The sequence below is a fragment of the Lunatibacter salilacus genome, from assembly GCF_009797935.1.
GTDB lineage: Bacteria > Bacteroidota > Bacteroidia > Cytophagales > Cyclobacteriaceae > Lunatibacter > Lunatibacter salilacus.
The window spans coordinates 1-22,690 of record NZ_VOLC01000008.1 but is presented as its reverse complement, the minus strand read 5'-3'; the positions used below and the strand labels follow the sequence as shown (position 1 = coordinate 22,690).

The following is a 22,690-nucleotide window of genomic DNA, read 5'->3' as shown; positions in this document are numbered from 1 at the left end:
GGTGGAAATCCCTCTATAATTTTTGTAGAGCCGGATATTACTATTAATAAGACGTTATTTTGACTTTTTTTATATTTAGCAGTCATTTGGATAGTCCAGAGCATTTATGGCAACATCTTACTTTGTTACTTTTTTGCTGCAGGTCAAAAAACATATGAGTGACCAAAAAACCCCGCCGCTGAGCAGATTTTGGCTAAAATTCGTACTAACTACCTAATTAGCCTACTTCACAACAACTCTCCTACTAGCAGATGCAAAGATATTGGATAACTCTGTGCCGTCATTTTTAATCAAATCTATTCGCACAACATGTTCTCCCACTGACAGGTTTTGGAGTTGAATAGCATCAGTACTTGAGGCCTTGTAAACTAAGTCACCGACCTTCACTTCTACACCTAGCCCATCAAGCTTTAAATCTCCCCCTACTACCAGAAAATCCACAACAACTGAATCTCCAACAGCATATTCTTGGTTTTGGCGTGGAAAATTGACCATCAAGTATGGTTCATCCCCAGCGGGAAAAGGTCGTGACTGCCCCACCAAAAAGTCCCGATCCACAAAATTACCAAACTCCTTCAGCGCCATCCCATTTTCATCCGTCAAAAATGCCACTGCCCTATAGGTCCCCGCATTAAATTCCTTAGAAAAAACAGCCTGCGGATATGCCTGCGGATCTCCCCCATTAATAGTAATCATCAGGGGTCTCGCCTGACCAAAGGGGAAATTCTTGATATTAAATTCAAAAGGCACCTTTCCGGGGGAGAAAGTCTCATTTCCAAATGGTCTGTATAGTTCGATCATGGCGTCGGGAAATCCCTCCGATCTCAAAACAGTGACAGTGATAGGAACCTCGGGAGTCTCCTCTTCTTCCAAATTCTCACTCAGGACTTCTTCCTGAGAAGACTTAGGTGAACAGGCTATCAGGCATACTGTGGCAAAAATGAAAAGGTAGTATGGGATTTTAATCATTTGTTTTGGTGCATTATGGATCAAAGGTATTTAAAAATACCCTAAAAAAATTTACCTTGCGGGATAAATAAACCAAGATATGCGCGATATTTTATATCAAGAGGTCCCCTCCTTGGACTTGGCCGATTTTACTTCCGGCAATGAGGAAAAGAAAGCTGCTTTTGTCGAGCAGTTGGGAGACGCCTACCAAAACATCGGCTTTGTCGCAATCAAAAACCACGGACTTTCCCAATCCCTTCAGGATAAGTTATATGCAGTCATACAGAAGTTTTTTAAGCTGCCAGACGATATTAAATCCAAATATGAATATCCAGAAATAGGTTATCAACGGGGATATACGGGAAAAGGTAAAGAGCATGCGAAAGGCAGAAATACCGGAGATTTGAAGGAATTTTATCATGTTGGACAGGATCTATCCCAAATTCCAGATACCGATTCCGTAAAATCCAGCTATCCGGCAAACGTGTGGCCGGAGGAAATCCCAGAATTCAGGGAAATATCCTTGCAAGTGTTTTCCGCTATTGAAAATGCCGGAAAAAACATGCTGAGAGCCATTGCTTTGCATTTGGATCTGTCGGAGGATTACTTTGAGCAAAAGGTTCTTTTTGGTAACTCTATCCTTCGTTCTATCCATTATTTCCCCATAGAAAATCCAGATACCGTACCCGCTGATGCGGTGAGGGCTGCGGAGCATGGTGACATCAATTTGATCACCCTCCTGATGGGTGCCAGTGCGGATGGACTCCAAGTACTCCGAAGAGATGGAGAATGGATTCCGATCACTGCCCTGCCTGACCAGCTTGTTGTTAATGTCGGCGATATGCTGGAGCGGCTTACGAACAACACACTAAAATCAACTATTCACCGGGTAGTCAATCCGCCCCGCGACAAAATGAACAGCAGCCGATATTCTATTCCCTTTTTCATGCACCCACGCTCAGAAATGGATTTATCTTGTTTAATAGGCTGTGTGGATGATGACAATCCTAAACAGTACGAGGATATCACTGCGGGGGAATTTCTTGACGAAAGACTTCGGGAATTGGGTTTGAAGAAATAGGATTTCAGTTCATAAATAACCCGGGGAAATTCCCCAAATTTAAAAACTGAAAAAATATGGCCCTATCAACCCATGGATGCAATGATCGATTGGATATCTGGTAAGCAATATCAGAATAACATTAACTTGTAAAAACCAAGCCTATGACGATTAGGAGAGTACGTTATTATATCTATCTCAAAGATGTATTGGTACTTTCCCTAACGGCATTTGGGGGACCGCAGGTTTTTTTGGCCATGGTTATCGACATGATGGTCAAACGGCGGGGCTTCATTACAGAAAAGGACCTACTGGAGTTAAACGCCCTTTGTCAGGTACTTCCGGGACCTACCTCGACCCAGACCATCTCTGCCATCGGGTACCGTATCGGGGGCCCTTTCCTTGCCTATCTTTCACTTTTAGTTTGGATTTTACCGGCGACGATCTTGATGATAGGCACGGCCATTCTTATAGAATACCTACAGGAAAACACCCCGGGTTCGCTTAATTTCGCCAAATTTATCCAACCCATGGCGATCGGCTACATCATCTATGCGGCACAGATTACTATCCGTAAAATGATTCATACCGCCGAAGCTGCGATCCTGATGATGATTGCGGCCTTTGTGGCTTTCTTTTACAATTCTCCATTTATCTTCCCAGTTATGCTTCTTGTAGGCGGACTTATTACCACCCACAACTATAAAAAGCAACCTATTATCGATGAAAAAATAGGCATAAAAATACAATGGAGAAATTTTATCCTTTGGGGAGGAGTATTGGTCGGAGCGGCAGTACTTGGACATTACACAAGGCTTTTACCAATTCGGCTTTTTGAAAATTTTTACAGAAACGGCAGTCTTATCTTCGGTGGAGGACAGGTCTTAGTCCCGTACTTGTTTACAGAATTTGTGGAATATAAAAAATACCTAAGTACGGAGGAATTCTTGACCGGTTATGCCATTTCCCAAAGCATCCCGGGTCCAACTTTTAGCATAAGTTCCTACATCGGTGCTTTATCCATGCGGGAATGGGGTATCCCGGGATTTATACTTGGAGGATCCATTGCCGCTGCCGGTATATTCCTTCCCGGCACATTCCTAATATTCTTTGTAATCCGGTTTTGGGACGAGCTAAAAAAGTACCGCCCAGTAAGGGCTGCCTTGGAAGGAATCAACGCAGTTAGCTGTGGGATGCTTATGGCTGCGGCCTATTTGCTGTTTGAGCCAATGGAAAGTAATCTTTTCAATATTTTGGCAATAATCGGCACTTACCTTTTGCTACAGTTCAGCCGCATACCATCCCCGTTAATCATAGTAATTGGTGTAGTGGCGGGTATCGGTTATCATTGGATAATCCGGCATATTGATTGGTTTTTTTAACTCGCATTTATCGCAAATCTAGCCATAAACCCTATCAATGATACGGAACAATAATTCAAGGTGTCATCAGGCGTATGAATAATAAAGATCTAAAGAACGGCATGGCACTATAAGTCCCAAATTAATTCAGAAATCAAAGTGGCGTAAGCCCTGATACCTTAATAGTACAGAATCGTGGTTAGGAAACGTAGGGGCGTAGCCCTGATATCTTATTAGAAACGAAATAGGTTCAGGAAACCGAGGGGCGTTAGCCCTGAAATCTTTTTGCTGCAACTACTGAACAATAATCCGTAAAAGCCTCGGACCTGCATCCTCTCAGACCGAAAATTAAATCACGAACCATAGGGACATTAGCCTGATTCCCTAATAGAAAAAAATTGTGGGTGGGAAACAGAGGGGCGTAGCCTGAAATCTTTCTACGGTGGATACAAAATAAAAAACCAAAAAAGCTTTATTCCTGAATTCGGAAGCCAGGGCTACGCCACTAGATTTTGTCACTTTAATATATTTGTGTGACTTTATAGAAAAATTTTCAACTTAAAAACATTTGTGAAATTAATCCCAAACACGTCTGTCTTTGGCACTCGTTATTGGCGGACTTAAGCGAAGTCGGCGATTGGCTGACTTACATCTGAATTTCCCTATCCGTTATCTGTTTGGTTCAAATTTCACAAATACCCCGCTTAAAGAAGTCAACGCCGTAAAAACAAAAAACATCAGACTGAATGCCACGGCGGTGTTTTTGTCAATGGCAACATATTCATAAGCATATACAAAAACTAGTTCCCTCGCCCCCACGCCGCCAATTGTCAAGGGCAATACAGAAACTACACTGGACACCAAAAAGACAAATAAATAAGCAATAAAATGGTCCGTCACCCCCAAGGCCAGCAGAATAAAATACGCACTGATAACCTGAAGAACCTGATTCAAAAATGAAAATCCTGTTGTCGGCAGGAGTGACCCAAGGAAGTCTTTGAAGAAAAGAATCATTACCAGATAGAAACCAGGAAGGATCAATATCAATCCAATAATTCCTATCCACGTTATGTTGATCGGCAAGGGCCAATCCACATGCATAAAAATTGCAAGGGCAAACATTAGAAAAAGCAAGACGGCGAGCCCGTTACCTCTATCCAATACAACTGCCCGAATTAGTTTTTTGGCTGAGATTTGATGGGTTTTGCGAAGCAAATACACCTTATACCCATCACCACCAATCCCGCCGGGAAGAAAAAGATTATAAAACATTCCGATTGCGTATAATCGCAGGTGCTCTTTGTCTTTTAAAAAAATACCTATATTCCTGAAATAGCCGTTTAACCGATAGGAACAAAATACTTTGGAAGCAACGTACAAAACCAAGGCCAATGCCAGCCAACCAAGATGGGAGTTTCGGATGACCCTCCAGGTGGTGTCGACTTCGATTTTGCTGAATACCAAATATAAGGCTCCTACAGTCAGAATGATTTTCAGTGCCAGCTTAAGGGCTTTGCTATTCACCTCGATGGATTTCTTTGATGCGGTATGTTTTTTTATTTTGGGACTCGTAATAGGTCCTCACAATGATTTCCGCCACAATGCCGGTAGTGATTAGTTGAATCCCTCCCAAAAGGAAAATAAAACCGACCAATAAAATAGGTCGACCCCAAATGTCCTCACCCATTATCTTTAGGATAAGCATATAAATATTAATTATCACACCGGCACCAAAGGCCAACAAACCTGCCGTACCGAAGATATGTATTGGGCGCTGAAAATATTTTTGGAAAAACAGCATCAAAATCAGGTCAGCAATCACTTTGAAGGTCCTGTTGATGCCATATTTTGAAACACCGTGAATACGGGGATGATGCTTGACATCCACCTCGGTCATCTTAGCACCCTCCTGCTTCGCCAGCACAGGAATGAAGCGGTGAAGCTCACCGTATAGACCTAGATTTTGCGCAATGTGGGCTTTGTAAACTCTGAGGCTACATCCATAATCTGACATATAAACCTTCGTAGTATTTCGTATCACCCAATTGGCGATTTTGCTGGGCACTTTGCGCAATACAAACCCATCCTGCCTGTTCGCCCGCCTTCCGGCCACAACATCCCAATTTTCCAGTTTTGCTTTTTCCAGCATCATGGGAATGTCAGAGGGATCATTCTGAAGGTCACCGTCCATGGTGGCGATAAATTCGCCTTTTGCATTGTCGATTCCAGCCGATAGGGCTGTAGTTTGTCCGTAGTTTTTGTTGAAAATTAGAACGCTGGTCCGATGGTTGGCATGTTGTCTGATTTCTTCCACAGTCAGGTCGGTAGAGCCGTCATCCACCAAAACAACCTCATAATTTAAATGTTGCAGCGAATCATAAATGGCTGCAAGCAAGGGTTGAATGTTTTTTTCTTCGTTGAAAACGGTAATGACTACTGACAGTTCCGGCGTTGGCATAAGAATAATTTGGCCAAAAATACGCCATTTTACCCCACTTGACAAATCCCTTACCGAAAGATTCAATTCCTCTGAATTTGGTTGCCCATTGAAAAGAAAGATAATTTCCCTATCTTCAAGTTTGTATTCAGGCCACCTGCCTTTACAATCCATTCAATCAAACCTTTTATAAACCATAAAAACTCCACCAAAATGAACTCAAACTCCAGAAGAGATGCATTAAAAAACATGGCCCTAGGTAGTGGCTTGGCGCTTATTGCCCCCACTACCTTGCTTGCCTGCTCCCAAAAGGGAAATCAGGAACAGCTGGCTGAAACCCAAGATGTCAAAAAAGACAAAATCGGGGTAGCCCTTGTTGGATTGGGCTACTACAGTACCGATTTGCTAGCCCCTGCATTACAGCATACCACCAACTGCTACCTGGCAGGCATCGTAACAGGCACTCCCTCCAAAGCCGATACCTGGAAAGAAAAATACTCCATTCCTGAAGAAAACGTATACAACTACGAGAACTTTGATTCCATAAAAGACAACCCGAATATCGATGCGATATATATTGTGCTCCCGCCATCCATGCATGAGGAGTATGTGATCCGGGCTGCAAACGCCGGCAAACATGTCTGGTGTGAAAAGCCAATGGCAGTTACAGAACAAGAATGCCAAAATATGATTGATGCCTGCAATAGAAACGGGGTTAAACTATCTATTGGTTATCGGCTTCACCATGAACCAAACACCCAGGAATACCGAAGTATTATTGATGAGAAAAAACTCGGAGAGATTAAAGGGCTTCAATGTGCCGCAGGCTATCAGGAAAACCGGACCGACCATTGGAAACAGAAAAAAGAAATGGGAGGCGGAGTCATCTATGATATGGGAGTGTACTCCATACAAGGTGCCAGATGTGGTTCTGGCATGGAGCCTATTGCCGTGGTTTCCGCCAAGACTACCTCTACCCGTCCAGACATCTACAAGGACGGTCTTGCTGATGTGGTAGAGGCGACTTTAGAATTTCCAGGAGGTGTGATGGCCGAAATCAAGACCTCCTTTGCAGAAAACATCAACTTCCTCACGGTTGACTGCGCAGATGGTAAGTTGGAAATGCAACCTTTTTCAGCCTATGCGGGAGTAAAAGGCAAAAGCCCTCTCGGCGAAATCAACCATCCTTACGAAGTTCCGATGCAGCAGGCCATGCAAATGGACAACGATGCTCTGGCAATCTTGGAAGATAAACCTGTCCTGGTTCCCGGGGAGGAAGGGTTGAGAGATATCCGAATTGTGGAAGCCATCCTGAAAAGTGCCGAAACTGGCGAAAGGGTAGCACTATAAATACCTTTAAACGAACAGGACATAAGTTCTGTTCGTTTTCATTATATCTTGGAAATTTCCAACTACCATGTCTTGGGAAAAAGAAATCAAAGCCTTTGCCTACCACCTAAAAATCGAGCGTTCACTGAGCCAAAATTCCATTTTGGCCTACACCCAAGATATTGAAAAACTTAGCAACTATCTAAAAAGGGCCTTTCCAGAACTAGCTCCCGAGGCGGTGGAATTCGGTCATTTGCGAAAATTTATCACTGACCTTTCCTCGCTGGAAATTTCCGAATTCACCCAGGCAAGGATTGTGTCTGGCATAAGGGCATTCTTTAAGTATCTGTTATATGAGGATAAAATATTTCAAAACCCAGCCCAACTATTGGAAGCTCCAAAGCTTACCCGAAAGCTTCCTGACACGTTGAGTTTTCCTGAAATTGAAAAACTACTGGAGACTATCTCACTAGGGAGCCCCGAAGGTCACCGCAACCGGGCCATGTTGGAGATTCTATACAGTAGCGGGCTAAGAGTATCTGAATTGATTAATCTGAAGATTAGTCATGTTTTTATGGAAATTGGCTTTCTTCGAGTCTTGGGAAAAGGGAATAAAGAACGTCTTGTTCCCATTGGTTCCGATGCGCTCAAGTACCTTCGACTTTATTTGGAACATGTCCGAAATCAACAGGTGATTGCTCCGGGTCACGAAGATATAGTTTTCTTGAACAGACGAGGTAAAAAACTATCCCGGGTGATGGTCTTTATAATTATAAAAAATCTTGCAACTGAAGCTGGAATCACTAAGAACATCAGTCCCCATACCTTCCGACACAGTTTTGCCACCCATCTTATCGAAGGGGGAGCGGACCTCAGGGCGGTGCAGGAAATGTTGGGACATGAGAGTATCACTACTACAGAGATCTATACCCACCTTGACCGGGATTACCTGCGGCAGGTGCTGACCGAATACCATCCTAGAAAGTAAAAACTTTTCCTTCAACATAAAGATTACCAAACGTATAAGGTGAATTATTAGGAGGTTAAGGTTTGCGGATTCTTTTTATTTTGAACAGTTATCTATTCATTTTTCATATTAAAAGCATAATTTAGCAGATCGAAATTTACCCCGCTCCCCGTGTATAAGTCCTTATTAAAACCCATATTATTTCGTCAGAACCCTGAAAAGGCACACGATTTCACTTTTTCTTGGATAAAGAGAACCTTTAATCTCCCTCTCCTAGGCGCCGCCATTCATTATAATTTCAAATTTGACGATCCGAGCCTCGTACAGGAAGTTTTCGGACTTACTTTCAAAAATCCGGTTGGATTGGCTGCTGGGTTCGACAAAGACGCGAAACTTATAGACGAAATGGCTAGTTTGGGTTTTGGTTTTATTGAGATAGGAACCCTTACCCCCAAACCTCAAATTGGAAACCCCCAGCCAAGACTTTTTAGGCTACCCCAAGACCAGGGCCTAATCAACCGCATGGGATTCAACAACGGGGGGGTTCTGGCAGCTGTGGAACGTTTGAAAAACCGAAAATCAACTGTTATAATTGGAGGAAATATCGGCAAAAACAAGGATACACCCAATGAAGAGGCCGTAGGAGATTACCTCTTTTGCCTAGAAGCTTTGCATCCTTATGTAGACTATTTCGTACTGAATGTTAGTTCCCCTAACACACCAAATCTTCGGGAACTGCAGGAAAAGGAACCGCTTAAAAAACTCCTCACCGCAGTAAAGGAAGCAAATGACGCTAAGGCTACTCCAAAGCCGATTCTTTTAAAGATAGCCCCCGATCTCACCGAGGGCCAGTTGGATGATATTGTTGATATTGTTTTGGAGACAGGTATTTCCGGAATCATCGCCACTAATACTACTTTGGATAGAGGTAATCTAGTTACTTCTGAACAGGAGGTTAGTGAAATAGGAGCTGGTGGCCTCAGTGGAAAACCTGTGAAAGACAAGAGCACTGGGGTAATCCGTTACTTGGCCAAAAAGTCCCAGAACAGCTTTCCCATTATCGGTGTCGGGGGAGTTTTCACCGTCAAAGACGCCATCGAAAAGTTGGAAGCTGGAGCCAGTTTGGTTCAGGTCTATACTGGAATGATTTATGAGGGTCCCAGTTTAGTAAAACGCCTGAATAAGGGTTTGGCCCGGTTTTACAGGGTTTGAGTTTTTCAATATTATCCAAAACACTTATCTTGACCGGACATTGCAATCGAAAAAGTAAAAATGGCTGCCAATACATATAAAAAGAGTACTTTCAAAAAAACCAGTAAAGCACCGGAAGCTCCAACAAGGCAGCGAAGGAAATTCTCGTTTGCTTTTTTAAAAGATAAGCGTTGGGGTCTTTCCTTTGGGATTTTCCTAATGATGGCTGCCGTCTTTCTCTTTTTGGCTTTTTTAAGCTACCTTTTTTCAGGTCAGGCAGATCAAAGTCTAGTAGTAGACCCTTCCGCAGGTCCATTGACAAAAAAGGCGAGTGAAGTTGAAAACTGGCTAGGTTATTCCGGCGCATTATTATCCCAATATTTTATCTTCCGATGGTTTGGGATTGGAGCCCTTTTTATTCCTCCTTTTCTGTTTATTATAGGATTCCGACTTTCATTTAAAAAATCCCTGGTCTCCATTACCCGGTTTAGCAGCTTTGCTGTTTTCTTCATGATCTGGCTGGGACTAATCCTCGGATATGTGGTGCTGCAACTTGACACCTTCCATTATCTGGGTTTCTTAAGCGGTGGGCTGGGCTACGAGCTTGCTGTCTTGGCAAGTAATTTCATTGGATGGGGGACCATAATCCTCATTTTCGCCTCGCTTTTTATCTTTGTAGTATTTTTCTTCAATATCGAGCAGCTAAGCTGGTTTTCAGAGAAATCCAATTCCGAGGATGAACTGGAGGACGAAACTTCACCATACCCACTTGATGAAGAATCCAGCAGAATATCCAACAAAAGTCGGGCAGTTATAGCTGATACGGAAGAGACTCTGGATGAAGAAGATAACGAAGAGGATGGTTCAAGTTGGCGTATCAATAACCCTCCAACAACCTCTAAAAAAGAAACTTCCGAACCGGAATTCACGATAGAAGACAATACTGTTGCCAGAGATGAAATCCCGAATGTTGCCATTCCAGATCGGAAAAGTTTTGAAGTTAGCACGGGTCCAGGAGAAGAAAAAACAGCGGATAAAGTTGAAAATTTAGATCCTTATGACCCGACCCTGGATCTTCCTCATTACAAATACCCCACTTTGGATCTTTTGAATGAATACGATCAGCAGCGGGTGACAGTTAGCAGGCAAGAACTGGAGGAAAACAAAAACAAAATCGTCGAAACGCTTGTCAATTTTAAAATCGGCATACAGGAAATAAAGGCCACGATCGGCCCTACCGTCACTTTATATGAGATTATTCCTGATCCAGGAGTTAAGATCAGCAAAATAAAGAATTTGGAAGATGATATTGCGCTTAGCCTTGCTGCTTTGGGCATTCGTATCATTGCCCCAATTCCCGGTAAGGGTACAATCGGCATTGAAGTTCCTAACAAAAACCGGGAGCTGGTAGCCGCACGTTCTGTGCTAGGAACGGAAAAGTTTATGCGTAGTGACAAGGACCTACCCGTGGCCTTGGGTAAAACAATTTCCAATGAAGTCTTTGTAATGGACCTGGCCAAAATGCCTCACCTCTTGATGGCGGGCGCAACAGGTCAGGGAAAGTCGGTGGGTCTCAATATGATTTTGGCTTCCCTGATCTACAAAAAGCACCCTTCACAGCTTAAATTGGTGTTGGTGGATCCAAAAAAAGTGGAACTAACCCTTTTCAACAAAATAGAAAGACATTTTCTAGCCAAGCTTCCCAATTCCGAAGAGGCGATCATCACGGACACCAAAAAAGTAATCTATACACTCAACTCTCTGTGTATAGAAATGGACAACAGGTATGACCTGCTAAAAGATGCCGGCTGTAGAAACTTAAAAGAATACAACGCAAAGTTTGTTGCCAGAAAGCTCAATCCTGAAAATGGCCATAAATTTATGCCATACATTGTTCTAGTGATAGATGAATTGGCCGACTTGATGATGACTGCCGGAAAGGAAATCGAGGCACCAATCGCCCGGCTTGCCCAGTTGGCAAGGGCAATTGGTATCCACTTAGTGGTAGCTACACAGCGTCCATCTGTCAACGTAATCACGGGGATAATCAAAGCCAACTTCCCTGCAAGGCTCTCCTTTCGGGTTACTTCTAAAATTGACAGCCGTACGATCTTGGATGCCGGCGGGGCAGAGCAGCTAATCGGAATGGGTGATATGCTTCTTTCTATGGGATCCGATGTAATTCGACTCCAATGCGCCTTTTTAGACACACCCGAGGTGGATGCTGTCTGTGATTGGATTGGTGAACAGCGGGGATATAGCGATGCGTATCTTTTACCGGAATTTGTAGGAGAAGAGGGTGACAGTGGAATTGGAGGTGTTGATCTGGCTGACCGGGATCCCCTGTTCGATGACGCTGCTAGGCTTATTGTCCGCCATCAACAGGGCAGTACTTCCTTAATCCAGAGAAAGCTAAAGTTAGGTTACAACCGATCAGGCAGGATAATTGATCAGCTGGAAGCCGCCGGAATCGTAGGGCCTTTTGAAGGAAGTAAGGCCCGGGAAGTTTTAATTCAAGACGAAACAAATTTGGAACAATTATTGAATAATCTCTAAAAAATTCAGTACACATACCATGATCTTAAAGAGAGTTTTGATAGCAACATTCCTTATAGTGGGAATAGATAGTATTTCCTTTGCACAAGCAGGACTGACCGCCCAGGCCATATTAACTGAAGTTAGTGACCGCTATAAGCAATTAGACGGATTCAAAGCTACCTTTGAATATACCTATTCGACCGATACCGAGGGCGTAATACAGACTAATACTGGCGAAGTTGCCGTCAAGGGTGACCGATATCGGTTGGTATTGGATGATCAGGAAATCTTCAATGACGGAAGTACAGTTTGGACCTATATCAAATCATCCCGATACGAAGAAGTTACCATCAACAGCGTTGATCCCGAAAGTGACGAACTTACCCCTTCCAATATTTATAACATCTACCAAAGGGGGTACAACTCTAAATTGAACGGCGAAAAGAAGATGGACGGTAAGACGGTGTACGAGATTATTCTAACCACGGATAAAAAATCAGCCCAGTTTAAAGAAATAAAACTTTTTGTCGAAAAAACACAAAAAGACCTTGTCGCTTGGGAAATTCAAGATGATGTAGGAGGTATTTTTCAGTATAAATTCAAAGAAGTCAAAAAAAATGAGCCAATTCTGGACAACTATTTTGTGTTCAATACGAGCGAGCATAAAAATATTGAAATTATAGACCTTAGATAATTAATCACTTTTTCCTGATTTGAGTATCCCATTGTTTTATGAACAGACAAGAATTGTTTTCTCTTATTAAGCAAAAGGAATCTTTTCTTTGTGTTGGTTTAGATCCATCACTTGACAAGATACCATCTCATTTGAAGAATGAGCCAGACCCTATATTTGCTTTTAATCGGGCAATTATCGATAGCACCGCTGATTATGCCGTAGCTTACAAACCCAATGTGGCTTTCTATGAGGCATTGGGAGCTAAAGGGTGGGAATCTTTGGAGAAAACACTTGCCTATATTCCGGAGGGCATATTTACCATAGCTGATGCAAAACGTGGAGATATTGGTAATACGTCAACACTATATGCCAAAGCTTTTTTTGAAAACTTATCCGCTGATGCCGTCACTGTAGCACCGTACATGGGCAAGGATAGTGTCACTCCATTTTTAGCATTCAAGGACAAATGGGTGATTTTATTGGCTCTGACTTCCAATGAGGGAAGTCATGATTTCCAGCTTTTTAGTAATGCTGATGGAAAGGAGTTATATAAGGAAGTTTTGGAAAATAGTCAACAGTGGGGATCATTGGATAACCTTATGTATGTGGTAGGTGCCACCCGTGGAGAAAAAATCTCGGAAGTTAGAACCATCGTACCGGAACACTTTCTCCTAGTTCCAGGTGTGGGGGCACAGGGAGGTAATCTGGAGGATGTGGCAAAATACGGTATGAATTCCAGCTGTGGTCTTTTGGTAAATTCATCGAGAGGTATAATATATGCGTCAAGCGACAGGAACTTTGCAGATGCTGCTGCCACTGAAGCGAAGAAACTTCAACTGGAAATGTCTCACCTGCTGTATAGGTATTTGAAATAAGCTATTTGCTGCCAACAGCTTGCAAATTCCCTAACGTGTAAATATTTCAGAAGTATCTTTTTTTTCTGCTTTTCTTTTTTTATTTTAATGGCTCACTTTTATCCCATTTTTTATGATAAGTTTTCAGGAAAATTTTCTGCATCTAGTCTGGAAATATCAGTACTACGACAAAAAGCAAGCTATCACCACCGAAGATCGACCACTGCAAGTGGTGAAAATTGGCTACCATAATCATCACGAAGGGCCAGATTTCAAAGAAGCTCATATTCGGCTGGATGAGATAGACCATATAGGCCATGTGGAAATTCATCTCAAATCGTCTGACTGGAATGCACACAACCATCAATCAGATCCAGCTTACAACACCGTTGTTCTACACGTAGTATGGGAACATGATCAGCTTATCCAACGCATGGACGGGACTGTAATTCCAACCTTGGAACTGAAAGGAAAGGTGTTTTTGGAAGTAGTGCGCAATTATGAGCGGTTAATTTCCTCATCAAGTCAAATCCTTTGTGGAAACGAGCTTTCGAATACATCAGAAATTCTAAAGTTTTCCATGCTTGAAAAGTCTCTGATAGAGCGCTTATACGAGAAAAGTAAACTTGTGCTGCAACTGTTGGAGGGAAACAACCAAGATTGGGAGGAGACCGCATATCAGTGGCTTTTTTATAGTCTTGGATTTAAAGTAAATAGCCAAGTCATGCTAAAGCTGGCTAAAAGCCTGCCCTATCGACTGCTCAAAAAGCATGGAAACCAGCGGATCTCACAGGAAAGCCTAATTTTTGGTCAAGCAGGCTTTTTGGATAAACTCATTCATGGCCTTTTTGAACCTACTTCATCAGAACCGTACGTGAAACAGCTTCTGGATGAGTACCTGTTTTTTGAAAAAAAATATCAGTTGAAACCTCAAATTTATCTCTCCGAATGGAAGTTCATGGGGGTAAGACCCTCAAATTATCCCACGATACGTTTATCTCAGGCGGCTGCAATACTTGCGAAAAGTCCCAACTTTCTTTCCTCCGTACTCTATGATATGAACTCCAGGGAACAATTTAATAAATTTTTTGAAGTGAAGGTAAGTCCGTACTGGCACCGCCATTACCAGTTTGGCAAGCCATCGGAGAAGTTTTCGAATAGGAAGGTCAGTACAGGAACATTGGATCTATTGGGCATCAATTATGTAATACCAATATGGTATGCTTATGGTACGTTTATAGACTCCATGGTGTGGCAGGAAAAGTGCTTTGATTTCCTGCAGCAAATCCCCCCTGAGTCAAACAACATTCTCGGCAAATTTGAGGCTGTAGATTGGAAACCAGCCCAAGCATTCGAAAGTCAGGCCATGATCGGCCTTTTTAACAATTATTGCAAGCCCCGAAAATGTCTTACGTGTAAAATAGGGCAAAACCTCCTGCGGCCGAGTTCGCGATGAATATTGCATTCACGGGTATTTTGCGTAATTTTGCAACCTAATTACGAATAAATGGAAAAACCGGTAATCATCCTAGGAGCGAAAGGCATCGCCCACCCAGCGCTTGAAATCTTTAACAGTCATAATGTCATTGTTTATGGCTTACTGGATGATGACCAAACGCTGCACCAGAAGGAAATCAACCACGTAGTGGTATTGGGAAGTACGGAAGATGAGGGATTTCTGAAATTAATCGGTAAAAAATGTGAGGCTTTCGTAGCCGTTGATGATCCCACCTACCGCAAATATTTGGTAGAAATGCTGAATGACCGCCGTAAAATTCAACCTATTAATGCCGTTCACAGTACAGCCTACCTATCTACAGATGCGGCAATAGGGCATGGAAACTTCATCAATGCGAACGTATCCATTGGCGCCGGTGCAAGTGTGGGTAATCACGGGATTTTCCATAGCAGCGCTATTCTGGAGCATTTGGTCGAGGTTGGGGATTATGTTCAGATAGGCGCGGGTGCCATAATTAATTCAGGAGTTAAAATTGGCGAAGGTGCCTTCATTGGATCAGGTGCAAACATTGTATCTGGAGTGAGTATTGGGAAAAATGCACGAATTGGAGCAGGTTCTCTAGTGATAAGTGATGTAGAGAAAAACACCACTGTCTTTGGAAATCCCGCCCAAGTTATAAATAAATAAGTTTACGCAGTATAAATCGATTCACCAAACACCCTGCTTGAAACAGGGCTTACGTCATGGAAAACGAAAAATACCAAATCTTGCTGTACTACTGTTATGCGGCAATTGAAGACCCCGAGGCTTATCGGGAAGAGCATCACCTTTTTTGTATCGAAAACAATATCCGTGGAAGGATTATAGTATCGTCCGAAGGACTAAACGGCACGGTTTCCGGTCTCGTTGAAGACTGCGAAAGATACATGGCCTATGTGAAAAGTGATGCCAGGTTCGAAGATACCGAATTTAAAATCGACACTCACCATACCCATGCATTCGCCAAAATAAATGTACGGGCTAAAGAAGAAATTGTCCATTCTGGCCTTCGCCATATCAACCCTAGAGAAAAAACAGGTAAACATCTCGAGCCTTCTGCATTTAAGGCCCTTAAAGATCAAGATGATGTGGTTATTCTAGATGTAAGATCCGACTATGAGCACAAACTGGGTCATTTCAAAAATGCGCTGAGGTTAGACATTGAAAATTTCAGGGATTTCCCAGATAAGGTGAAAGAGCTCGATCACCTGAGGGACAAAAAGGTTTTAACCTATTGCACCGGGGGCATCAAATGCGAGAAAGCGTCAGCTTTTTTGCTGGATCAGGGATTCAAAGACGTATATCAACTTCACGGGGGTATTATCAAATACGGGCTGGAAGCCGGAGGAGAAGACTTCGAGGGCAAATGCTATGTGTTCGACAACCGTGTGGCCATTGATGTAAATCAGATTAACCCAACGGTGGTTTCCGAATGTTACATCTGCGGTACAAAATCTGACCGTATGGTTAACTGTGCCAATTCAGAATGCAACATTCACGTTCCCATTTGCGGTTCCTGTGGTTGGGAATTTGAAGGGGCTTGCTCAGATGAATGTAAAGGACATCCTGAAAAGCGCCCCTATGACGGCACCGGGTACTATCAAAAGAATAGCAACGGATATAATCCCTATAAAGGGTTTTACAGAAAGTCTGATCAAGCTAAACCCGACCCAGTCCGATATGAGTCAAGTGATTCCTGAGTCCGAACTGATAATAAACCCCGATGGAAGTATCTACCACCTCAATTTAAAGCCGGAGCATTTGGCTGGCTCTATCCTTGCTGTTGGGGACCCCGATAGAGTAGCAAAAATTTCAAAGCATTTTGATAAAATTGAATACCAAGGCGGAAAAAGAGAATTCATAACCCATACCGGTACTTTCAGAGGCAAAAGAATCAGTGTGATCAGCACAGGTATGGGAACCGACAATATTGAAATTTTCATGACCGAACTTGATGCTTTGGTCAATGTCGACCTTGAAACTAGAATACCAAAAAAAACGCATACCGTTTTGGAAATAGTCCGTGTAGGCACTTCCGGAAGTATGCAAGAAGATATCCCTATAGATTCACTTTTGGCTTCCACTCATGCCGTAGGGTTGGATAGCCTAATGACTTTTTACTCCTTAGACCATACTTTATTCGAAACCAATCTGATGGAACAGGTGAGGAACGAACTGAAGCTCCCATTTACACCATATTGTGTAACCGGTTCCGCTCGATTAATAAAAAAGTTGGGGAAAGAGTTAATGTCCGGTATCACAGTTACCTGTCCTGGTTTTTTCGCTCCACAGGGCCGAAAGGTACGCCTTGAACCTGCCATTCCCGGAATTATCCATACTTTAAGCAGTATTCAGGCAGATGGAAACCGCCTTTCCAATTTTGAAATGGAAACAGCCGGGTATTATGCGATGGGTCGGTTGTTGGGACATGAGGTTCTTAGCCTTAATGCCATTATAGGGAATCGAATTTCCCAAACTTTTTCAAAAAATCCCGATTTGATTGTGGAAAATTTAATTCTTCACGCATTAAATAATTTTTAAAACCCAAGATCAACCTTTCTTTTTCCTTATTCACCATTCATCCAATGTCTGTTTAGCTCACATAAAAACCGAATGGTTTAGGCAGTTAGGTATATTAATTGTATATACATATACCGTGAAACATTTTGATAATGAGCCAGTTTTATCATAAACTATATCATTTTAGATTTGATAGTGTCCTTTTATAGGATATTATTTTGAATGATTGGGATACTTCTACATCTCCACCGTTTAGAAAAACCCATTTGCTCATTGAATAGTAATTTTGATTTGAACCAACGTATGAAACATCTATCAACCATTCTGATTTTACTTTTTGTCACCGCTCAGGGATTTGCCCAAGACGTCAGTATCAAGGGTAAGGTGAAAGAAAGAGGTAGTGAAAAGACACTAGAATTTGCCAATGTAGCCCTGCTTTCAATAAGTGATTCCTCCGTAGTAGGAGGTGGCATGACCGGATTAGATGGAGGTTTTGATTTCATCGCACAGCCCGGAAAATACATTTTAAGGGTAGGATTTATAGGCTATGAAAGTTATTTCAGAGACCTTGACTTGGGTGATCGCAGAAATTTAAATTTGGGAACAATAGCTTTAGCATTGGATGCGGCCAATCTTCAGGAAGTCGTAGTGGAGGGAGTAACCTCCATCTTTGAATCGGACATAGACAAACGAAGATATGATGTGGAAAATAGCGTCGTAGCGGAAGGGGCCACAGCAAGTGAATTGCTCGAAACACTTCCATCCATTCAGATGGATGATGAAGGGGGAATTACCATGCGTGGAAGCGGGGAAATACTTATTTACATTAATGGTAGACCATCCAACCTATCCGGGGATGATGCGGAATCGATTCTATCCCAGTTTCCGGCAAATAGTATTAAAAGTGTAGAACTGATAACGAATCCTTCTTCCCGCTACGACGCTGCAGGAGTTGGTGGCATTATCAATATTATTTTGAAGAAAAACGAGAAAACAGGTTTTAATGGCCAGGCAAATGTCTCTGTGGGTACTAGAGACAAATATAATGCGGGTGTAAATTTAAATTACGGTGCGGGAAAAGTCAATTATTACGCATCTTATAATTACCAGAATAGAAGACTTTTTCGGGAATCAGATGTTTTCAGAGAAAACCGAATTGGTAATTCTTCCCCATTTTTGGATCAGGATTCTTATGGAGAACGGACAGATATAACCCATCTAATTCGTGGTGGCTTTGACTATAACATCACGGAAAATCAAACTTTCGGCTTTTACGCGCAAGGTAATTTTAGGGACAGAGAAGGGTTCACCGATCTCAACCAGCGAAGTCTTGATTCGTTCAGAAACCAAGACAGTTTATATGTAAGAAATCAAAATGATACCAGGGAAAGTTTCAATGCGGAAACGGGGTTAAATTACAATTGGGAAATAGATACCTTAGGTCAACAATTATTTACGTCCCTTTCCTACTCAAGAGATGAAAGAACCCAATTGGAGAATTATGAGCAGTTCTTTTTTAACGAAGCAAATGAAGCGGTTCCCGATAACAATTTAATTCAACTGAATACAGTCCCACAGACAAGTGATATGTACGTTTTTCAATTGGATTATACAAAACCATTTGCGAACGGAGGCAGCTTGGAAAGCGGCTTGAAAGGGACCTATTCGATATGGGACAGAAGTCAGGAATTTTCCCAGGGTGATTTAGGTAATAATTTTAATCCGGTTCCCATCGATTCCATAAGTGATAACTTTATTTTTAAAGAAGATGTCTATGCTGCTTATATGAGCTATAGAAACCGAGTCGGGAAAATTGGCTACCAGGGCGGATTACGAGCGGAATATACCGAAACAATTGGCCAATTGGCGAGTAATGACAATCCTGTCATAAATAACTACTTCAACCTTTTTCCCAGTATGTATTTATCCTATGATTTGGGGGTGGAACATGAGTTCACCGCCAACTATAGCCGAAGGATATCAAGACCTAATATGTGGTCCCTATCACCCTTATATCGCGTAAGAGACCTCTTAAATTTGAGTGTGGGAAACCCATTCCTCCAGCCGGAGTTTACTGACAGCTACGAAGTAGGATATATGAAAGGTTGGGAAAGATTTCTTTTTAACGCAACCGTATACCATCGGGCGTCTACCAACGTGCATACCCGTGTAATCCGGCTTGCAGAAAACAACGTAGCTATTCAAACCAGGGAAAATGCGGCAAGGAGAAACAGCACCGGACTAGAACTTATCAACCAAGTACAGGTCAACAACTGGTGGGATGCCACAGTCTCAGGAAATTTCTTTTACTCTGAAATCATTGGAGACAATATCGAAGAAGGATTCAACAACAGCAATTACAGTTGGACTGTTAGCCTCTTGTCAAACATGGCCATACCCAACTTATTTACCTTTCAGGTACAGGGTAACTATAGGGGGCCAATAGTTTTTCCCCAAGGTGAGATCGAACCCTTCTGGGGGATCAATGCTGGTATCAGAAAAAACATCATGAATGACAATGCCACGATAAGCTTGAATGTCAGTGATATTTTCAACACCCGGATATTTCGGATCAGAAACGAGGATACCCGTTTTGTACAGGACCGAGTATTTAATCGGGAAACCAGAATAGGTACAATCGCTTTTACTTACCGGTTTGGCGGGTTTACTGACAGAAATAATGGCCGAAATGATGGTGATGATATGGATTTTGATGACGACGGGGATTAATTATCCAATACCATCCAATTCACTTAGTTCCAACCAACGCAACTCAAGCGCTTCGATGTCCGCATCAAGCGCTTGAATTTTTAAGGACCATTCGGTCAGTTTTTCATGATTGTCTGTGCCTGCATTAATCTTGGAAACCAGTGATTCCTTTTCACTAGCCAGCTTGGAAAGCTTTCTATTCAAGTCTTCAAACTCTTGTTTTTCTTTGAACGAAGCTTTAGTTTTTATAGCTGGGTCCGACAAATCAACCTCTTCCTTAGGCTTGGGAGTTGGCGTGGGTTTCAACTCTTTTTCAGTCGATTTTTGGGTTTTTTCCCATTCCCGTAGATCAGTATAGTTTCCCGGAAAATCTTTGATTTGACCGTTTCCTTCAAAAACAAAAAGATGCTCCACCAATCTATCCATAAAATATCGGTCGTGGGATACAATGATTAGACAGCCAGGAAATACATCTAGAAACTCTTCCAGCGTATTCAGAGTAACAATATCCAAATCATTGGTTGGCTCATCCAGGATCAGAAAATTCGGGCTTTTTATCAAAACCATTAAGAGCTGAAGCCTTCTCCTTTCTCCACCACTTAATTTGGCTACTGGCGTATGTTGTTGTTTTGGAGGAAATCCAAACTGCGTCAAGAATTGACTGACTGTAAGGACAGTTCCACCGGCGACGGTAACTACTTCTGCAACGTCTTTGACAATGTCGATAAGCTTTTTTGTCTCATCGAACCCGCTTTCTTCCTGTCTGTAATATCCAAAAGCGGTAGTCGACCCAGCTACCACTGTTCCCTTGTCTGGTTCTAGTTCGCCTGTAATCATTTTAAGAAGCGTTGTTTTTCCAGCTCCGTTAGGCCCTACAATCCCGATTTTATCCCCTTTTTTAAACGTATATGAGAAATTCTTGACCAGTTCCTTATCGTCAAAAGCTTTATAGAGACCGTCTATTTCTATTATTTTGTTACCAAGCCGTTGAGTTTTAACTTCCAGGGTTATTTCCCTTTCTTCTTTCTTCTTTAAGGCTTTATCCTTTGTATCCTCAAAGGCTTCTACCCTATATTTTGCTTTTGTTCCCCTTGCTTTAGGTTGCCGCCTAATCCAGTCTAGCTCTTTTTTATAAAGGCTTTTGGCCTTGTCCTGTTCCGTAGCTTCTATAATTTTCCGCTCAGCTTTCTTCTCCAAAAAATACCCATAATTTCCCTGATAGCGGAAGATCTGGCAATCGTCCAATTCTATAATTTGGTTGGTAACCTTCTCTAGAAAATACCTGTCGTGGGTGACCATTAGTAATGAAAGGTTTGCTTTAGATAAATAGTCCTCCAACCATTCTATTGTTTCCAAGTCCAAATGATTGGTAGGTTCATCCAATAACATCAAATCGGGTTTTTCGAGAATTGCCTTAGCCAACGCCACCCTTTTACGTTGGCCACCACTCAGTTCTCCAACTGGTATGCTTGTATCGTCCAGTCCAAGTCTTCCCATCACCTCGTTGACCTGATACTCAAAATCCCAGGCCTGAAGCTGATCCATTCTCTCAAAAACTTGCTGAAGCAAGTTTCCATTATCCTTACCCTGCTGGGAATCCAACATAGCCTTTTGGTATTCTTTAATTACCTGAAGGGTTTCATTGGTTGAATCTTCAAAAATCGTTTGGAAAATAGACAGATGTCCTTCAAAAACTGGATTTTGATGAACATACGTGATTTTGACCGCCTGGTTGATGGCAACTTTTCCCTCATCGGGAACCTCCAATCCCATGATAATTTTCATCAAGGTAGATTTTCCAGCACCATTGATGCCCACTAAAGCAACTTTCTGGCCTTGATCTATACCAAAGGAAATTTTTTCAAAAAGTTTTCGCTCCCCAAAGGATTTACTGAGGTTTTCTACGGATAAGTAATTCATGCCGCAAAATTACCAAAACTTTATCAGGAATCAGTCATATAAAAAAAAGCAACTGCAAAAAATGTATCCCAATATAAAAGTGTTACTATTAGATAATAAATTAAGGGAAGAAACTATTTCATCAATGCATTAATTGCATTGGCTAATGATTGAATTGCTTCTTTAACATGTTTCATGGACTCTTTAAATTTAGGCTCCATTTTTTCTTTCTTGCCCTTATATTTTTCTTCAAAGTTTGATTTCTTCTCTTCAAATTCTTTTTCGAGTTTTTCCTTTTCAATCTTTAACTGCTGTATTTTCTTTTCGATATCATCCCTCAATTCAACGGAAGCCTCAGCTCCAGTTTCTATCAGCTCTTCAATTTTGCTCCCAATATCCTGCAAAATCTTTTCAATATCATCGAATGCGTTGGCCTTTTTAGTCATGGTGAAATTTGTATAATAGAATATGTAATATAGAAAAAATACCTTACAATTTGAACAAGCTTTTAGAAAGATCCGAATATCAGGATGTATAATTTACTAATGGTAAATTAAAAATAGCAAAAATCATGAAGATCCGTTCATCCAGGGGAAAAATAGAACCTGTATAGCATGCGATATAAACGCAAAAAAGCCCCGAACGTAAGTTCGGGGCTTGTGATAGGTAAGGCGGCGACCTACTCTCCCGGGTGTAACCCCAG

Annotated in this window: 18 protein-coding genes; 13 read left to right on the top strand and 5 right to left on the bottom strand. The window is 42.0% G+C overall.

Features of this window, described 5'->3' with window-relative positions:
* Positions 1-222: 222 nt before the first annotated feature.
* Positions 223-969: a hypothetical protein gene (locus tag FQ608_RS12190; protein ID WP_234364181.1), complete on the bottom strand. Its 747-nt coding sequence runs from the start codon at positions 967-969 to the stop codon at positions 223-225.
* Between the two features lie 79 nt (positions 970-1,048).
* Here FQ608_RS12190 and FQ608_RS12185 point away from each other — a divergent pair, with 79 nt between their 5' ends.
* Together FQ608_RS12185 and chrA are read left to right on the top strand one after the other, a co-directional pair.
* Positions 1,049-2,029 (top strand): isopenicillin N synthase family dioxygenase, encoded by a 981-nt coding sequence (locus FQ608_RS12185; RefSeq protein ID WP_158858517.1) that lies wholly within the window; start codon positions 1,049-1,051, stop codon positions 2,027-2,029.
* Positions 2,030-2,172: 143 nt separating this feature from the next.
* On the top strand, positions 2,173-3,390 hold the full coding sequence (gene chrA, locus FQ608_RS12180; protein WP_158858516.1) for a chromate efflux transporter: 1,218 nt from the start codon (positions 2,173-2,175) through the stop codon (positions 3,388-3,390).
* Positions 3,391-4,038: 648 nt separating this feature from the next.
* Here the strand turns inward: chrA and FQ608_RS12175 are convergent.
* Positions 4,039-4,893, bottom strand: a complete 855-nt coding sequence (locus FQ608_RS12175; RefSeq protein ID WP_158858515.1) for a lysylphosphatidylglycerol synthase transmembrane domain-containing protein — start codon at positions 4,891-4,893, stop codon at positions 4,039-4,041.
* On the bottom strand, positions 4,886-5,827 hold the full coding sequence (locus tag FQ608_RS12170) for a glycosyltransferase family 2 protein (RefSeq protein ID WP_158858680.1): 942 nt from the start codon (positions 5,825-5,827) through the stop codon (positions 4,886-4,888). The genes FQ608_RS12175 and FQ608_RS12170 overlap by 8 nt, the downstream gene beginning before the upstream one ends.
* Before the next feature lie 192 nt (positions 5,828-6,019).
* On the opposite strand from FQ608_RS12170, the gene FQ608_RS12165 reads away from it, so the two are divergent.
* The 11 genes from FQ608_RS12165 to FQ608_RS12115 all read left to right on the top strand — a co-directional run bounded on the left by FQ608_RS12165 (position 6,020) and on the right by FQ608_RS12115 (position 20,109).
* Positions 6,020-7,156 (top strand): Gfo/Idh/MocA family protein, encoded by a 1,137-nt coding sequence (locus FQ608_RS12165; protein WP_158858514.1) that lies wholly within the window; start codon positions 6,020-6,022, stop codon positions 7,154-7,156.
* A 67-nt stretch (positions 7,157-7,223) separates the two neighbouring features.
* Complete coding sequence (xerD, locus tag FQ608_RS12160) at positions 7,224-8,123, top strand: site-specific tyrosine recombinase XerD (protein WP_158858513.1); 900 nt, start codon at positions 7,224-7,226, stop codon at positions 8,121-8,123.
* Between the two features lie 150 nt (positions 8,124-8,273).
* Positions 8,274-9,314 carry a quinone-dependent dihydroorotate dehydrogenase gene (locus FQ608_RS12155; protein ID WP_158858512.1) on the top strand — a complete coding sequence of 347 codons (1,041 nt, stop codon included), beginning with the start codon at positions 8,274-8,276 and terminating at the stop codon, positions 9,312-9,314.
* Between the two features lie 60 nt (positions 9,315-9,374).
* Positions 9,375-11,849, top strand: a complete 2,475-nt coding sequence (locus FQ608_RS12150) for an FtsK/SpoIIIE family DNA translocase (protein ID WP_158858511.1) — start codon at positions 9,375-9,377, stop codon at positions 11,847-11,849.
* A gap of 19 nt (positions 11,850-11,868) precedes the next feature.
* Positions 11,869-12,525: a LolA family protein gene (locus FQ608_RS12145; protein WP_158858510.1), complete on the top strand. Its 657-nt coding sequence runs from the start codon at positions 11,869-11,871 to the stop codon at positions 12,523-12,525.
* A 38-nt stretch (positions 12,526-12,563) separates the two neighbouring features.
* A complete protein-coding gene (gene pyrF, locus FQ608_RS12140) occupies positions 12,564-13,382 on the top strand; it encodes an orotidine-5'-phosphate decarboxylase (RefSeq protein ID WP_158858509.1) in 819 nt (272 codons plus the stop codon).
* 112 nt (positions 13,383-13,494) lie between these two features.
* Positions 13,495-14,817: a DUF2851 family protein gene (locus tag FQ608_RS12135; RefSeq protein ID WP_158858508.1), complete on the top strand. Its 1,323-nt coding sequence runs from the start codon at positions 13,495-13,497 to the stop codon at positions 14,815-14,817.
* A gap of 51 nt (positions 14,818-14,868) precedes the next feature.
* Positions 14,869-15,507, top strand: coding sequence for an acetyltransferase (locus FQ608_RS12130; protein ID WP_158858507.1), 639 nt, complete (start codon positions 14,869-14,871; stop codon positions 15,505-15,507).
* A gap of 56 nt (positions 15,508-15,563) precedes the next feature.
* Complete coding sequence (trhO, locus tag FQ608_RS12125) at positions 15,564-16,559, top strand: oxygen-dependent tRNA uridine(34) hydroxylase TrhO (protein WP_158858506.1); 996 nt, start codon at positions 15,564-15,566, stop codon at positions 16,557-16,559.
* Positions 16,540-17,400, top strand: a complete 861-nt coding sequence (locus FQ608_RS12120; RefSeq protein WP_158858505.1) for a nucleoside phosphorylase — start codon at positions 16,540-16,542, stop codon at positions 17,398-17,400. The genes trhO and FQ608_RS12120 overlap by 20 nt, the downstream gene beginning before the upstream one ends.
* A 282-nt stretch (positions 17,401-17,682) precedes the next feature.
* Positions 17,683-20,109: a TonB-dependent receptor domain-containing protein gene (locus FQ608_RS12115; RefSeq protein ID WP_158858504.1), complete on the top strand. Its 2,427-nt coding sequence runs from the start codon at positions 17,683-17,685 to the stop codon at positions 20,107-20,109.
* Here the strand turns inward: FQ608_RS12115 and FQ608_RS12110 are convergent, their stop codons facing one another.
* Both FQ608_RS12110 and FQ608_RS12105 read right to left on the bottom strand, forming a co-directional pair.
* Positions 20,110-22,008 (bottom strand): ABC-F family ATP-binding cassette domain-containing protein, encoded by a 1,899-nt coding sequence (locus FQ608_RS12110; RefSeq protein ID WP_158858503.1) that lies wholly within the window; start codon positions 22,006-22,008, stop codon positions 20,110-20,112.
* Between the two features lie 113 nt (positions 22,009-22,121).
* On the bottom strand, positions 22,122-22,433 hold the full coding sequence (locus tag FQ608_RS12105) for a hypothetical protein (RefSeq protein WP_158858502.1): 312 nt from the start codon (positions 22,431-22,433) through the stop codon (positions 22,122-22,124).
* Positions 22,434-22,690 lie beyond the last annotated feature (257 nt).

What these genes read in the sequence shown, in the direction of transcription:
- FQ608_RS12190 (WP_234364181.1), bottom strand. Translation starts at nt 969, where the DNA reads ATGATTAAAATCCCATACTACCTTTTCATTTTTGCCACAGTATGCCTG.
- FQ608_RS12185 (WP_158858517.1), top strand. Translation starts at nt 1,049, where the DNA reads ATGCGCGATATTTTATATCAAGAGGTCCCCTCCTTGGACTTGGCCGAT.
- chrA (WP_158858516.1), top strand. Translation starts at nt 2,173, where the DNA reads ATGACGATTAGGAGAGTACGTTATTATATCTATCTCAAAGATGTATTG.
- FQ608_RS12170 (WP_158858680.1), bottom strand. Translation starts at nt 5,827, where the DNA reads ATGCCAACGCCGGAACTGTCAGTAGTCATTACCGTTTTCAACGAAGAA.
- FQ608_RS12165 (WP_158858514.1), top strand. Translation starts at nt 6,020, where the DNA reads ATGAACTCAAACTCCAGAAGAGATGCATTAAAAAACATGGCCCTAGGT.
- xerD (WP_158858513.1), top strand. Translation starts at nt 7,224, where the DNA reads ATGTCTTGGGAAAAAGAAATCAAAGCCTTTGCCTACCACCTAAAAATC.
- FQ608_RS12150 (WP_158858511.1), top strand. Translation starts at nt 9,375, where the DNA reads ATGGCTGCCAATACATATAAAAAGAGTACTTTCAAAAAAACCAGTAAA.
- FQ608_RS12145 (WP_158858510.1), top strand. Translation starts at nt 11,869, where the DNA reads ATGATCTTAAAGAGAGTTTTGATAGCAACATTCCTTATAGTGGGAATA.
- pyrF (WP_158858509.1), top strand. Translation starts at nt 12,564, where the DNA reads ATGAACAGACAAGAATTGTTTTCTCTTATTAAGCAAAAGGAATCTTTT.
- FQ608_RS12135 (WP_158858508.1), top strand. Translation starts at nt 13,495, where the DNA reads ATGATAAGTTTTCAGGAAAATTTTCTGCATCTAGTCTGGAAATATCAG.
- FQ608_RS12130 (WP_158858507.1), top strand. Translation starts at nt 14,869, where the DNA reads ATGGAAAAACCGGTAATCATCCTAGGAGCGAAAGGCATCGCCCACCCA.
- trhO (WP_158858506.1), top strand. Translation starts at nt 15,564, where the DNA reads ATGGAAAACGAAAAATACCAAATCTTGCTGTACTACTGTTATGCGGCA.
- FQ608_RS12120 (WP_158858505.1), top strand. Translation starts at nt 16,540, where the DNA reads ATGAGTCAAGTGATTCCTGAGTCCGAACTGATAATAAACCCCGATGGA.
- FQ608_RS12115 (WP_158858504.1), top strand. Translation starts at nt 17,683, where the DNA reads ATGAAACATCTATCAACCATTCTGATTTTACTTTTTGTCACCGCTCAG.
- FQ608_RS12110 (WP_158858503.1), bottom strand. Translation starts at nt 22,008, where the DNA reads ATGAATTACTTATCCGTAGAAAACCTCAGTAAATCCTTTGGGGAGCGA.
- FQ608_RS12105 (WP_158858502.1), bottom strand. Translation starts at nt 22,433, where the DNA reads ATGACTAAAAAGGCCAACGCATTCGATGATATTGAAAAGATTTTGCAG.